General features: G+C 60.9%; 14 protein-coding genes. 3 read left to right on the top strand and 11 right to left on the bottom strand.

What is annotated here, in order from left to right; all coding sequences use genetic code 11:
- Position 1: 1 nt before the first annotated feature.
- The gene (locus IPJ76_09590; protein QQR84875.1) at positions 2-958 is read left to right on the top strand and encodes a type IX secretion system membrane protein PorP/SprF; all 957 of its coding nucleotides are present in this window, start codon (positions 2-4) and stop codon (positions 956-958) included.
- Positions 959-965: 7 nt separating this feature from the next.
- Here IPJ76_09590 and IPJ76_09585 read toward each other — a convergent pair whose 3' ends face one another.
- The 5 genes from IPJ76_09585 to IPJ76_09565 all read right to left on the bottom strand — a co-directional run bounded on the left by IPJ76_09585 (position 966) and on the right by IPJ76_09565 (position 7,301).
- Positions 966-2,486 (bottom strand): hypothetical protein, encoded by a 1,521-nt coding sequence (locus tag IPJ76_09585; protein ID QQR84874.1) that lies wholly within the window; start codon positions 2,484-2,486, stop codon positions 966-968.
- Between the two features lie 28 nt (positions 2,487-2,514).
- Positions 2,515-3,438 carry a cation transporter gene (locus tag IPJ76_09580; GenBank protein QQR84873.1) on the bottom strand — a complete coding sequence of 308 codons (924 nt, stop codon included), beginning with the start codon at positions 3,436-3,438 and terminating at the stop codon, positions 2,515-2,517.
- Between the two features lie 36 nt (positions 3,439-3,474).
- Complete coding sequence (dnaG, locus tag IPJ76_09575) at positions 3,475-5,439, bottom strand: DNA primase (GenBank protein QQR84872.1); 1,965 nt, start codon at positions 5,437-5,439, stop codon at positions 3,475-3,477.
- A 125-nt stretch (positions 5,440-5,564) separates the two neighbouring features.
- A complete protein-coding gene (locus IPJ76_09570; GenBank protein QQR84871.1) occupies positions 5,565-6,170 on the bottom strand; it encodes a DUF3109 family protein in 606 nt (201 codons plus the stop codon).
- 21 nt (positions 6,171-6,191) lie between these two features.
- The gene (locus IPJ76_09565; GenBank protein ID QQR84870.1) at positions 6,192-7,301 is read right to left on the bottom strand and encodes a hypothetical protein; all 1,110 of its coding nucleotides are present in this window, start codon (positions 7,299-7,301) and stop codon (positions 6,192-6,194) included.
- 88 nt (positions 7,302-7,389) lie between these two features.
- On the opposite strand from IPJ76_09565, the gene IPJ76_09560 reads away from it, so the two are divergent.
- Positions 7,390-8,013, top strand: a complete 624-nt coding sequence (locus IPJ76_09560) for a DUF4230 domain-containing protein (GenBank protein ID QQR84869.1) — start codon at positions 7,390-7,392, stop codon at positions 8,011-8,013.
- Between the two features lie 102 nt (positions 8,014-8,115).
- Here the strand turns inward: IPJ76_09560 and rlmN are convergent, their stop codons facing one another.
- Genes rlmN through IPJ76_09545 form a run of 3 tightly spaced genes read right to left on the bottom strand, consistent with a single transcriptional unit; the run spans position 8,116 to position 9,631 of the window.
- A complete protein-coding gene (rlmN, locus tag IPJ76_09555; protein ID QQR84868.1) occupies positions 8,116-9,186 on the bottom strand; it encodes a 23S rRNA (adenine(2503)-C(2))-methyltransferase RlmN in 1,071 nt (356 codons plus the stop codon).
- Positions 9,183-9,440 (bottom strand): type II toxin-antitoxin system RelE/ParE family toxin, encoded by a 258-nt coding sequence (locus IPJ76_09550; GenBank protein QQR84867.1) that lies wholly within the window; start codon positions 9,438-9,440, stop codon positions 9,183-9,185. The genes rlmN and IPJ76_09550 overlap by 4 nt, the downstream gene beginning before the upstream one ends.
- Positions 9,437-9,631 carry a hypothetical protein gene (locus IPJ76_09545; GenBank protein ID QQR84866.1) on the bottom strand — a complete coding sequence of 65 codons (195 nt, stop codon included), beginning with the start codon at positions 9,629-9,631 and terminating at the stop codon, positions 9,437-9,439. Before IPJ76_09545 ends, IPJ76_09550 begins: the two co-directional genes overlap by 4 nt.
- 180 nt (positions 9,632-9,811) lie before the next feature.
- On the opposite strand from IPJ76_09545, the gene IPJ76_09540 reads away from it, so the two are divergent.
- Positions 9,812-11,227: a hypothetical protein gene (locus IPJ76_09540; protein QQR84865.1), complete on the top strand. Its 1,416-nt coding sequence runs from the start codon at positions 9,812-9,814 to the stop codon at positions 11,225-11,227.
- Positions 11,228-11,371: 144 nt separating this feature from the next.
- Here the strand turns inward: IPJ76_09540 and IPJ76_09535 are convergent, their stop codons facing one another.
- The 3 genes from IPJ76_09535 to queA form a co-directional block, all read right to left on the bottom strand.
- A complete protein-coding gene (locus IPJ76_09535; protein QQR84864.1) occupies positions 11,372-11,947 on the bottom strand; it encodes a hypothetical protein in 576 nt (191 codons plus the stop codon).
- A 2-nt stretch (positions 11,948-11,949) separates the two neighbouring features.
- A complete protein-coding gene (locus tag IPJ76_09530; GenBank protein QQR84863.1) occupies positions 11,950-12,612 on the bottom strand; it encodes a 2-C-methyl-D-erythritol 4-phosphate cytidylyltransferase in 663 nt (220 codons plus the stop codon).
- Positions 12,613-12,735: 123 nt separating this feature from the next.
- Positions 12,736-13,785, bottom strand: coding sequence for a tRNA preQ1(34) S-adenosylmethionine ribosyltransferase-isomerase QueA (gene queA, locus IPJ76_09525; GenBank protein QQR84862.1), 1,050 nt, complete (start codon positions 13,783-13,785; stop codon positions 12,736-12,738).
- Positions 13,786-13,870 lie beyond the last annotated feature (85 nt).

Below are 13,870 nucleotides of genomic sequence, written 5' to 3'. Positions count from 1 at the left end.
CATGAAGAACCAGTTGGCCGTTGGCAGGAGCAAGGTCCTGTCGCTGCTCTTGTTGCTGCCGCTGCTCACAGCGGCACAACAGCTACCGCAGTTCAGCCAGTACGCCTTCAACGACTACGTGCACAACCCGGCAGTGGCCGGCAGCAGGCAGGCGTTCGAGCTGCGCAGCAGCCACCGCAACCAGTGGGTGGGCATACAAGACGCGCCGCGCACCTTCACGCTAAGCGCCATCACGCCCATCGGCAGGAAGATGGGTTTGGGCGGATGGGTGTACACGGACCACGTAGGCCCGACACGTCGCACCGGTTTCCAGCTGAGCTATGCCTACCACTTGAAGCTGAAGGAGGAGCTGCACCTCTCGCTCGCGCTGAGCGCAGGCCTTCAGCAATTCCTCATCGACGGCAGCAAGATCACCTTCCACGATGCGAACGAAACGGTGATGGACGATCAGCTGCGCGGACAGGTGCTGCCCGACTTCGCGTTCGGTGCCTACCTCTACCATACGAAGTACTGGGTGGGCATCAGCCTGCCGCAGATCGCGCAGAACAAGGTGTACTTCTTCGATGAGCAGACCAGCACGCTGAACAAGCTGGAGGACCACTACATGCTGATGGGCGGCTACCGCTGGGCGGTGAGCGACAACTTCACGCTGGAGCCGCAGGCCCTGGTGAAATACGTGAGCCCCGTGCCCGCGAAGATCGACCTGACGTTGGTGGCCAAGTACAAGAACCAGGTGTGGCTGGGCGCCACGTGGCGCAGTGCCGATGCCATCAGTGTGATGATCGGAGCAACGCTGAAGAGCTCGTTCCAGTTCGGCTACGCGTACGACATCACCACCACCAACCTGCAACGCTACAGCAATGGCACGCACGAGGTGATGCTGGGCATCCTCTTCAACAAGGCGCGGCCTGCGGCGAAGGAGAAGAAGAGCGCAGGAGCCCCGCCACAGATGCCTTGAGCCAGCCTCAGTGCTTTGAGAACACGGTCCATGCCGGGGACGACCCGGTGACCTCGTAGCCCAGCTCAAGCACACGCGCGACTTCCGGGTTCCGCTGCAACCACAATTGCGGTGAACCGCCGAACACTACGACTTGTTCCGGCTTGGGACAAGTTGCATCGCTGGCACAACGTACCAACCATTCCGGCGACCTGCCGGAAGCGCGCAATGCCTGCCGAAGGGACTCGCCGCCCGATGAAGCGCGGGAGATCGGCAACTTGTCCGGCAGCGAGACGATGATCCCATCGTACCGCACCATGATCGGCGCTACGGCGTGCAGAAGCAACCAATCATCAGCACAGAGCTGAACGGCTGCCAAGGAACCCGGCACGAGTTGCGCCGCGACTTCCGCCGCAGCGGCCCGTTCATCCGCAAAGTGGGCCATGCGGCGCTCCAGGTAGAAGGTGCGCATACCGTGCAGCACGATCGCCGCGCCGACCAACATCCACGACCATCGCTGCACCGACGCTTGTGCGGCGGCCCATATCACCAGCAGTACAACGCCCAGCACTTGGGCGCGCTCCGGCACGTAGTGGAGATCGGCCCACGGCGTGCGGACGATCAACGACAGCGCGATGAGCGCCAACCCGGCCCAGAGCGGCGCTGGAAACCTCAAGCCACCTGCAGCTCTCCACAAGTGAAGACATGCCGCTGTCAGCGCCGCAATGACCAACAGGCCCAAGGCGAACAACAGGGGACCTTCCGTTCCGGAATCCAAGAGCAGCCAGGCGTTCATGGTCAAGAGACCATGCAGCGCATCACGCGCGGGCACAACCTCGAACACGTCACGGAAGAACAGGAGATAGCCGACGTACGCGAGCAGTCCCAAAGGCGCCGTTACCGTCCCAACACGGAGGATCCATGCTGGCAGGATCGCCCACCGCGCCCACCACGCGCGCTCGTCCGATCGCCGTGCAGACCACTCGTGCAGACCGATCAGGAGAACCAACAGCGGTACACAACCGCGATGGATGAACGCGCAGAGCAGCAGCAGCATGCCAACGACGATGAGGGAATGCATCTTGATCCTTTCCACGCGCAGCCACCATGCCACCGACCAGAAACAAATGCCAATGCCGAAGAGGAACGGCAGGAAGCCCAAGATCAACAGCGCGGAGAACGAAAGCGGAAGCACCAGCAGGACAACTGGCCGATGCTCACCGGTCATGGCGCGCGCATAAATCACGGCACCCGATGTCAACGCGAACAACGCCAAGGCCGCGAGCATGGTTTCCACTGATTCCGGGCTGGACCAGAAGAGCAGCACATATGCGAGCGGGTCCTGGAGACCGACGTCCAGGCCGGACAAGTCATAGGTCAACCCGTCCGCATTGCGCGCATGACCGAGCAAAGCGTCTCCCAGCGCTGACGCATGCAGCACGTGCACCGGTCCGTCCAATGTGAGAAAACACCGGAAGAAGAACACGCTGCATGCGCTGAGCACCACCGAAGACCAGATGATCCACCCTAAGCTGCGTTGAGAGAGCATGCCGGCATAATTGAACTGTTCCGCCGGTTCAGGACCTCACCTCGCAATCCTCCCCCGGCATCTCCAGTTCGATTGTCGCATGGTGCACACCCATGTCATTCAGCGCCTCCCGCGCCTGTTGCTTCACGCGCAGCATGCCCTGCTGGTCGGTGCCCGTGGCGGTGATGTGCAGGGTGAGCACGGTATAGTTGCCGTCGAGCGTCCACGCGTGCTGGTCGTGCACATCCGTTACGAAGGGGATCTTCAGCAACCGCTCGCGCACTGAATTCTCGTCCAGTCCTTCCGGTCTTGCTTGCATCAGGATTTCCGTACCAGCACGCAACGTCTTCACCGCATTGAACAGGATGTAGATGCTGATGCCGACGCTCAACAGGGGATCGATCCACTTCCAACCGGAGAAGTAGAGCACTACACCACCCACCAGCACTGCCACCCAGCCCAACACGTCCTCCAGCAAATGGAAATACATGGCGCGTTCGCTGAGGCTGTGCCCGTGCTGCAAGCGCATGGCCGCAATGCCATTGAACACAACGCCCACAACCGCCAGTAACAGCATGCCTTCCGCGTGCGGCTCGCCCGGATGCCATAGGGCGGGCACCGCATTCCACAACATCAGCAATGCACCGGCGATGAGGACACCCGCGCCCAACCAGCCGCCCAACGCGCTGTAGCGCCCGTAGCCGTACGAGTAACGCGCATCGCGGTCCTTGGTGGCCAAGCGTTGCAACCACCATGCAGCGCCCAGCACCACCGCATCACCGGCATCGTGCAATGCATCGGTGAGCACCGCCAAACTGCCGCTCCACCAACCACCGAACGTCTCGATGATGGCAAACCCTACATTGAGGAAGAACGCCGCTCGCAGTGCCCCCGTAGTGGGCTTGTGCGCGTGGTGGTGCGCATGGCCATCGGTGTGATCGTGGCCGGGGTGCGTGTGGCCGTGCGCGTGCATGTGGGATCCCGTTCACGGGGTGGTGAAGGTAGAAGCCTACCCCACGCTCACCCTCCCACTGTCCTGGGCCAGTGAGCTCCGGAACTTCTCCAGCGCGATCTTCTCCTTCATCAGGATCTCGCAATCGATCTCGTCGGCGGTCTTGATGGCCTCGCTCTTGTCGAGCAATAGCACGTCCACGTAGCGCTCTTTGTAACGGCGCAATGCGCGCACCACCGTCTCACGCAGTTGGTCGCGCTCGTGGATCACATGGATCTTGCGGCGTTGCCAGTCGTCAAGTTGGTGGCGCTCGGTGACCAGTTCGAGCACGAAGCTCTTCAGCTCTTGGCTGGGGTTCTCGATGAAGTGGCGCAGGCGGCTTTCGGGTTCGGCTTCAGCCTGGCCCTTGTACTCACCGAAGGCCGTGTTCACCATCTGATCATGCAGCTTCAGATCATCTTCTTCCAGTTCCTGGAAGATCCAGTCGGCGATGGTCACCGTCTGCGCCTCGGCGTCGGCGCTGAACTCCGCGAAGTATTGGCTGATGGGCACGTGGCCGTACTGGAGAAGAAGCCGCAGCAGCTCGCGCTCCTGTGGCTGCGTGCCCAGGTCCTGCAGTTCCTGTTGCGGCGGCGCGACTTCCGGGGCGAGCATCTCCGGGGTCACCTCATCGCCACCGACCATTGCCGACCCGTCGGCACGAAGACGCTTGCGGTACTGCTGGCGCAGCACCTTGTTCATCTCGCTGATGAGCGCTTGCTCCTGCACGTCGAGGAGTTTGCTGCACTGCTGCAGGTAGAGCGAGCGCAGCACATGGTCGCGCACCAGCGCGATGCTGGCGACGATCTCGTGGATGGCCGCGGCCTTCTTCACCGGGTCGCCCTCGGCTTCGCGCACCAGCATGTCGGCCTTGAAGACGATGAAGTCCTTGGCGGCCTTCGCGATGAAGTCGAGTACCTCGCTGCTAGGCCGCGACCGCGCGTAGCTGTCGGGGTCCTCGCCGTCAGGGAAGAGCACCACTTTAACGGTGAGCCCTTCGCCGAGGATGAGGTCGATGCCGCGCAGTGAGGCCTTGATACCGGCAGGGTCGCCATCGTAGAGGATGGTGATGCTGGTGCTGTACCGCTTTATGAGCCGAACTTGCTCCACCGTGAGGCTGGTGCCGCTGCTGGCCACCACGTTGGCGATGCCCGCTTGGTGCAGACTGATCACATCGGTGTAGCCTTCCACGAGGAAACAGGTGCCCTGCTCCACGATGGCCTTCTTGGCGAAGGCGATGCCGTAGAGCGAACGGCTCTTCACGTACAGCGCGCTCTCCGGGCTGTTGAAGTACTTGGGCAGCTTCTTGTCGCTCTTCAGCGTGCGCGCACCGAAGGCGATGATCTGGCCGCTGAGCCCGTGCACCGGGAAGGTGACGCGCCCCGCGAAGAAGTCCCACGCACCACCATCATCGCGGCGCTTGATCCAACCCGCCTTCTCCAACAACTCCGGGCTGAACCCGTTGCTGATGGCCGCCGTGCTGAACGCATTGCCGAACTCCGGCACATAGCCGAGCTGGAACTGCTTGATGATGTCGTCGCGGAAGCCGCGCTCGTGGAAGTACGATAGGCCGATGCGCTTGCCTTCCTCCGTGTTCCAGAGGTTGTCGCTGCTCCACTTCTGCGCCCAGGCCTGGATCACGGCGATGCTCTCGCGCTCGGTCTGCTCGGCTTGTTGTTCAGGCGTGGCCTCCTCCTCGGGCAGCTCGATATTGTAGTGCTTGGCCAGCCAGCGAATGGCCTCCACATAGCTGTGGTGCTCGTGCTTCATGAGGAAGCCGATGCTGTCGCCGCTCTCGCCGCAGCCGAAGCACTTGTAGATGCCCATGGCGGGCACCACGTTGAAGCTCGGCGTCTTCTCGTTGTGGAAAGGGCACAGCCCCAGGTAGCGCGGACCCTTGCGCTTGAGGTTCACGAACTGCCCCACCACCTCGTCGATGCGGGCGGCATCCTTCACCTGCTGGATGGCTTCGGGGCGGATCATGGAAAAGGGAGCGCGAAGGTGGGAGATAGCTCAGGTAGAAAGGGACCTCACGCAGAGACGCAGAGAACGCAGAGCCGGGACAAGTCGGGCGGTTCGCTCAGCGCTCTCTGCGCCTCTGCGTGAAACTAAAGCACGGCTTTGCGCGCTTTGGACTTCGGCTGCTTCACCCACTCGGCGTAGATGGCTTCCAAGCCATCGTACCATGGCGCGCCGTAACGCCGGGTCAGGCTCTCCTTCAGGAAGCGGAACACGGGCACATCGAGCTTGGCGCCACAGGTGCAGGCCGGTTTGCAGATGGGCCATTCGTGGTAGTTGAGCGCTTCGTGGAACTTCAGTTTCTCCGTGCGGATGGGATAGAGATGGCAGCTGATGGGCTTGCGGAACGGGATCTTGCCATCGCGCCAGGCATTGTCGATGCCGCACTTCCACGTGCCGTCGGGGTCCTTCTTCGCGTAGATGCACTCGGCGTATTCCTGCACGATGGGCGTCACCAGTTCGCCGTCGCTGTCCACCACGCTGGTGCCCTGCTTCTTCAGGCTGTTCTTGCCGCGCGTGGTCATGTACGGCAGGATGTCGTTGATGTGCTTTTCGATGAGCTGCGCCTCCTCGGGCTCCAACGGCGCGCCGCTATCGCCCTGCTCGCAACAGGCGCCCTTGCACGCGCTGAGGTCGCACACGAAGCGGCGTTCGAAAAGCTCTTCGCTGATGAGGGTGCCTTGGTGCTCGATCATTCGCGGGGCAAGCTACCGCACTCATGCCGTTATGGGGTGCGCATCCAACCACAGCCACCACCAGCCAGCCTGCAGGAGCAGGGCCAACGCGATCAACCACCAGCGCCATTTCAGTATTCGGCCCCATTGGCCCAGCAGTAGCAACAAGGGGAACAGGCCCAAGGTGAAGCGCGTCATGGAATCCACGGAGCCGGAGCACAGTGGCATCAGCACGTTCAACCAAATGAGCACGTTGAAGCTCAGCGGCAAGCGGCGGGCAACTGCAACCAGCGCCCCCAGCAGCACGATCGTGTACCACGACTCCACTTGGGTGGCTACGTCACCGCTCCGGAAGAAGCCCATGAAAGGCCAGGTGGTGCCCCGGCCCCAACCTGCCTGCGCCAGTGAGAAAGCGAAAGCTGAGCCCGTGCAATGCCATTGGAAAACAGCATAGGCGGCCCAGACCGTTGCGGCCGGCAAGAGCACCCGTGCAAGACGTAACATCATCCGCTTATCGGTGAGCGCTCGTTCCCAGCGCAGTCCCTCTTGCTCCTGTACGTACAGTAGGAGCGCAGGTACGGCGAACAGCCCGTTCGGACGCACGAGAACGAGCAACGCCAAAGACGTCGCGCACCATGTCCACCATTTGCGCTGCGCAAAAGCAAATACTCCCATGAGCAGCAGAAGGAACAAGGCCTCGGTGTAGTACACATGCAGGTACATGGCCATCGGAAAAGACAGCAGGACCGCTGAATGCCACGCACCGTGACCGGGGTCGGAATGCCCGGCGAACGCACGATACATGAGCGCGGCTCCGATGCAGATCACCAGCCCCAACCACCACATGGCCACTTCTGTGCGGCAACCCAAAGCCGTCGCCGTGGCCCGCACTAGCAACGGATACAACGGGAAGAACGCCCACTCGGATTGATGGACATCTTCCCGTTCGGCGTGCCCCAGCTCATGGGGACCCGACAGTCTCGGATAGCCGTGTTCGGCAATGCGCGCGTACCACCCGGCGTCACCCCGCGACCCGTCCTGGACCATGCGTGCCCAGAGCCCTTCCTCCACAGGATGGTGCGCAACGCTCAGCAGTAGAAAGAGCACGCGCACGGCAACGACCATCACGAAGATGAACAATACCTGTCGCACGGTCGTCCTGTTCTGCGGTGAAGATCGTCGCGTTTCGATCACCGCACGACCCGATCCTAGCTTTGTGCCAGCCCAAGCTTCACACTCTATGCTCAAGCGTCTACCCGTCTACCTCTTCCTGCTCGGCATCATCCTGCTCACGTTCTTCATCACGCGGGAGATCTACCGGGAGGATGAACCCTCCGTGCAGGAGGACGCCACCGTGCTGCTGGAGCAAGTGCGCAACGTGATGAAGCTGGTGACCGTGGAGGGCGACTATAACGAGGTGTTCAGTCACAAGGACACGTGGACGTACAACGACCTGCTGAGCAGTTTGCCGGGGTTCGAGAAACGTGCATTGATCCGGGTGAAGGCACGCGCGCACGTGGGCTATGACCTGGAACGGATGTCCATCCGCACGGATGAGGCGACGCGCACGGTGTACATCGATGCGGCCGCCGAGCCGCAGGTGCTGGCGTTGGAGCACGATGTGGACTACTTCGACCTGGACGAGGGCCTGTTCAACCACTTCAGCGAGGGCGAGCTGACTGCCATCAACGCGAAGGCGAAACAGCGCATCATGGAGCAGGTGGGGAAAAGCAGCCTGTTCGATTCCGCACGCAAGCAACGCGGTGATGTGATGGCCGCAGTGAAAGCGATGGTGGAAAGTCAGGGTTGGAAGCTGGTGGAGGGGCGGCCTGCCATCGACGGGCGTAGGCGCCTCAACGACTGAGAGGGATAACCGCACAAAGGCAAACCGCTGATGAAGATGATGGGGATGATGAAATGCCGATGAAGACGCTTACGCGCTAATCATCTTCATCAGCGGTTCAATTCACTTCATCACACGTTCTCCTTCCTTGAGGGCAGGCTCGTTCTTGTTAGCTAGCTGGCCGCACGCCGCATCGATATCGCGACCCCGGCTCCTGCGGATGCGGGCGATGATGCCCTTCTTGTCCAAGTACTGCTGGAAGGCCTCGGCGTCTTTCGTGTCAGTCCGGCCAAAACCACTGTCATCTATGGGGTTGTACTCGATGAGGTTCACCTTGGCGTGCACGTCGCTGGCGTAGCGCACCAGTTCCTGGGCATCGGCCAGTGAGTCGTTGAAGCCGCGAAGCAGGATGTACTCGAAGGTGACGTCCTTGCGCAGGGTGCGCGTATAGTAGCGAAGGGCATCCTTCAACTCGCCCAAGGAATTCTCCTGGTTGATGGGCATGATGCGATCGCGCTTGGCGTCGTTCGCTGCGTGGAGCGATAGCGCCAGGTTGAACCGGGCCTCATCATCGGCCAACTTGCGGATCATCTTTGCGATGCCGGCCGTGCTCACGGTGATGCGCCGTGCGCTCATGCCCAGCCCGTCCTCGGCGGAAATGCGCTCGGCGCTGCGCATGGTGTTGGCGTAGTTGAGCAGGGGTTCGCCCATGCCCATGTACACGATGTTCGTCAGGTCCTGCTTGTAGTGCTCTTGCGCGAGCTTGTTGATGAGCACCACCTGGTCCACGATCTCTGCTGCATCAAGGTTGCGGATGCGCTTCAGTTTTCCGGTGGCGCAGAACGAACAGGTGAGGCTGCAACCGATCTGGCTGCTGATGCAGGCCGTGAGGCGCGTCGGCGTCGGGATCAGGACACCCTCAACGATGTGGCCGTCCCACGTCCTGAAGGCGCACTTGATGGTGCCGTCGTTGCTCTTCTGCTGCTCGGCCAACACCAGCGGCCGCAGCACGGTGCGTTCCGCCAACTGCGCCCGGAACGCCTTGGGCAGATCGCTCATGGCATCCCAGCTGTGCGCGCTCTTCTTCCACAACCACTCCCAGAGCTGCTTGGCGCGGTAGGGTTTCTCGCCAAGGTCGGCAACGAGCTTGTCGATGTCCTCGCGGGAGAGGGAGCGGATGTCGGCGATGTTCATCGGTAGGCATCTTTTCGGTTGGCGACCCTCTCCACGCTCACCAATCGGATCTTGTCCGATATCTCATAGAGCACCCTGTAGTTCCCGACCCGGATCCGCCACAATCCTGCGTATCCGCTGAGCTTCTTGCATCCAACAGGGCGTGGCTCGCTCTCCAATCCCCGAAGCGCTCTTACAACGGCATCATGGAACGGCGGCGGCACACTTCTCAACTCCCGGACCGCCGCTCGCGTGAGCTCAACCGTATAGCTCACCGCTTGGTCTTGCGTTTCGCCGACTTCAGGTAATCATCCAAGCTGATGGTCGGTTCTCCCTTTCTGCTTTCCGCCACGAGCACGTCCATCAGGTCCTCGAGTCCTTCCGGGTCCTTGCGGATCGCGTCCATATCGATCTGCACAATGCGCTTCTTTTTCCGCTCGTCGAACAAGATGCTTACGCCTTTCATGTTGGGTGCTTGTGCCCGACGAAAGTAAGGCACCATGCGCGCGCGCTAACGCAGAAGATCCGTCGACGGGGCAAGTTCCCGGTATGAAGCACATCCGCGCACGCCGCCGATCATCTACGTTCAACCCATCCTGCGGAGATCCGGCTCTCGTCGCCAACGACCAACGGATACATTCGATGCATGGCAAGAGACCGCTGGTTCATCCTGCTCGCCTTGGCGCTCTTGTCAGCGGACCTCGGCCTGGCGTTCTTCCAGTACTACACCACACCCATGGACGGCGATATGGCTGCCGGTATCCTGCCGAATTGGGATGTGCAGATGATCTTCGATGATCCCTTCGGAATCGGTGTCATCCTCGGGGGCGAAGGGCATCCCAATCCGAACCGGGTCGTGGCGCATTGGACCTTCATGCAGTACTACCAGCATTGCCCCATCGTGCTGCAATCCTTCGTTGACCCCATCAGCAGCGTCTATCTGGCCTCAGCGCTCGCGAAACTCGTTTGCCACATCGCGTTCCTATTGCTGATCTCCCTCGTTGCACTTTCGGGCCCAATGCGCACTGCTCGGAACATCCTGGTGAGCATGGCCTTGCTGAGCCCCTTGGTGCAGTTCAAAGGGTTCAATTGGAGCATGGGGCTCGTGGCCAACAGTCCGGCCTACCTCTTCTTCTATGCCATTCCTTGCCTATGGCTCTTTGCGGCGCTGCTGGGCTACCGATCACTATTGCATGGCCGCACTTCGATCTTGCGGTTGCTTTTGCTCGGCACCTCCTGCGTTCTACTTCCCTTTTCGGGACCGCTCATACCGGGCCTGATACTGATCGCGGCTGCGACTTTCGTGGCTTATCGGTGGCTCGTGGCCCAGACGAGCACGAGCACACCACCACGCGTTGCGCTCGTGATGCTCGCGGTCTCCGTTCTGTTGAGTGCATACTCGCTTTACCTGGGCACCTTCAACACCACGTACGAAGAGGGGATACCAACCGTGTGGGAACGCTACGGCCGTCTTCCCGCTGGGATCGGGGAAGTGATGAAGGATAACATCGGCTTGCCCCTATTGCTTCTTGCTGCGGTGGTGAACACTGCACTTCTCTGGATCACCACCGGCGCCAACGGACGCTCCGTTCTTCGCTCGCATGTGCCATGGCTGCTGGTAGCCGCGCTTTACATCGCGCTGATCCCGCTTGGCGGGTGGAGGCCGTACCGGGACAATCTCCTGCGTTCCGACACGCTCTTACCGGTGACGTTCATTCTGTTGTACGTGGTGGCATCGGGTTGTTGGGCCATCCAGCAGCAACGCGCGCAATGGCGCTGGCTTCATATGACGGCCATGCTTGCAGGAGTTGCCGTCTTCGCCAATGCCGACTTCCACTTCGAGGTTGCCAATGCTTGCGAGCGGCGAGCCCTGGAAGCGATCCGCGACGCTGACGGTCCCGAGGCCGTGCTGAAGGATCACTGCGGGGTGATGTCGTGGGATGCAGGAACCGCGGGTGAAGCCGGGTCCGAACTCAACGCACGGCTGTTGGAGATGTGGAGGATCACGGACCGCTATCGCACGTACCGGTATGGTGGCACGCTCGCAGGCAGCAACCCTTGAAGGATTTTTCTGAACGTCTACACCGGACGCACACCTGGTCAGCAGAGCGGGGGTTGGGCGACGAGCTTACCGATGTCCTCGCGGGAGAGGGAGCGGATGTCGGGGTGCCTTGCCATTCCTATCAATCACTACGGCTTCTTCGTCCTAATGAACGCGTGGGGCATAGATGTCCACTTGTATTAGTCGCTCGTTGAGCGGATCCAGGTCGCGCAGATCGCAATCAAAGACGAAATCGACACCAAGCGTGTCATACGATGAGCTGGGATTGTGCGTGACCAGCGAGAACGAGTGGCGGTATGTTGGATCAACACCGAACAGATCATAGACCTCCGCTCGTGTGGCTATCCCAATCCTTAGTCCTCGAACGCTAGCATGAGAAGCTGTGTCGAAACTCAAATAGTCGATCAACCTGTCGGTCCTCGGAGTCGTGTCAAAGCTCGCGTCCCGGTCCAGGTCGGCATAGATTCCTCTCGAAGGATAGTCCAATCGATGCTCTGTCCAACGCACACAATCTCGACTCTTGATCCTGCGCTCTTTGGTGCGCCCTATCGTATCGAACAATTGCTTTTTGGTCCACCCCAGCTCAACGACCCCTCTGATCCCAAACCCCGGCTCAATGGCAAGTTCCTCCTGTTGGTGAAAGCTGCCGAAGAGAACAACTGCGACGATACCAAGAAATGCTCTTCGAGCCATGCCTGCAGGACGTGTGGGGGCCTTCATCGTTAGCGAACGTAGTTCTCAACAACGCGCATATCCATGGCCGTGGTCACCTTGATGTTTCTCTCCTCCCCTTCCACCAACTCCACCTTCACGCCCAGCCGCTCCACTAAAGCCGCCTCATCGGTGAACGCTGCATCATAGGGTTGTTCGAACGCCTTGCGCAGCAGGTCGGTATGGAAGCACTGCGGGGTTTGCACCGCGCGGAGCTTCGACCGGTCCAAGGCTCTGCTGCCGTCCGGGGTGATCTCCCTTATGCTGGGGACCACGGGCACCACGGGGATAGCAGCGCCTTTGTGGTGCGCGGCTTCAAAGCAGCGCTCGATGAGCGCTGGCGAAACCACCGGCCGCACACCATCGTGCACCGCGACCAGTCCGTTGCCATCCACCTTGTCCAAGCCGGCCTTCACGCTGTGGAAGCGCTCGGCACCGCCTGCCACGACCTGATGGTCGATGAAGAAGCGGTGCCCCATGCAAAGCGCTTTCCAGATGTCGAAGTGCTCCTTGGGCAGCACCACGATGAGCGGCATGGCGGCATCATAGGCATGGAACGCCTCGATGGTCCACATCAAAAGCGGTTTGCCCTTGACCGTCTGGAACTGCTTCGGGACCGGACCGCCCAAGCGTTTGCCAGAGCCTCCCGCGACGATAATGCTGCTACGATCCATGGTTCAACCGCGACGGCGCAAATGTCGCATCCCGGCCCTGACGGGAGGACGCAACGTTGCACAAGAACGACAAGGGCCGCAACTCACGCTGCGGCCCCGTTGCGGTCTTCGCGTCGTTGCGGTTCAAATGATCAGCATGGCATCACCGTACGAGAAGAAGCGGTACTTCTCCTTCAGTGCCACCTTGTAGGCGTTCCACACATGGTCGTAGCCTCCGAAGGCGGCCACCATCATCAGCAGCGTGCTCTCGGGCATGTGGAAGTTGGTGAGCATGCGGTCGGCGATGCTGAACTCGTAGGGCGGGAAGATGAACTTGTTCGTCCACCCGTTGTACGACTTGATGCGGTTCTCCGTGCTCACGCTGCTCTCGATGCCGCGCATGGTGGTGGTGCCCACCGCGCACACGTGCTTCTTGCGCGCCTTGCTCTGGTTGATGACGTCGCAGGCTTCCTGGGGGATGATCACCTGCTCGCTGTCCATCTTGTGCTTGGTGAGGTCCTCCACCTCCACGGGGCGGAAGGTGCCCAAGCCAACGTGCAGCGTGATGTTGGCGAAGTGGATGCCCTTCAGTTCCATGCGCTTCATCAGCTCGCGGCTGAAGTGCAGGCCAGCGGTGGGAGCGGCCACGGCGCCTTCGTGGCGCGCGTAGATGGTCTGGTAACGCTCGGCATCGCTCTCCTCCGTCTCCCGCTTGATGTAGCGCGGCAATGGGGTCTCGCCCATCTCGGTGATCTGGCGCTTGAACTCTTCGTAGCTGCCATCGAACAGGAAACGGAGCGTGCGGCCGCGGCTGGTGGTGTTGTCGATGACCTCGGCCACCAGCTCGTCGTTCTTGCCGAAGTAGAGCTTGTTGCCGATGCGGATCTTGCGGGCGGGGTCCACCAGCACGTCCCACAGCAGGCTGTCGCGGTTCAGCTCGCGCAGCATGAACACCTCGATCTTGGCGCCGGTCTTCTCTTTATTGCCCCACATGCGCGCGGGGAACACCTTGGTGTCGTTCAGGATGAAGGTGTCGCCTTCATCGAAGTAGTTCATGATGTCCTTGAACTTCTTGTGCTCGATCTTCCCGTCTTTGCGGTGCAGCACCATCATGCGGGCGCCGTCGCGGTCCTTGGTGGGGTAGAGAGCGATCTGTTCCTTTGGGACGTCGAACTTGAATGCTTGGAGCTTCATCGGGGTACGGGGCTTACAGGCCCTGATTTTTTAGGGGGCGGCGAAGATAGGTCGCCAACCTAGGGCGCCCGAAACGCTTGGTGGA

It is taken from the genome of Flavobacteriales bacterium, assembly GCA_016699575.1.
Lineage (GTDB): Bacteria > Bacteroidota > Bacteroidia > Flavobacteriales_F > PHOS-HE28 > PHOS-HE28.
The sequence above is the reverse complement of the archived record's forward strand: the minus strand, read 5'-3'. Positions and strand labels throughout refer to the sequence as shown.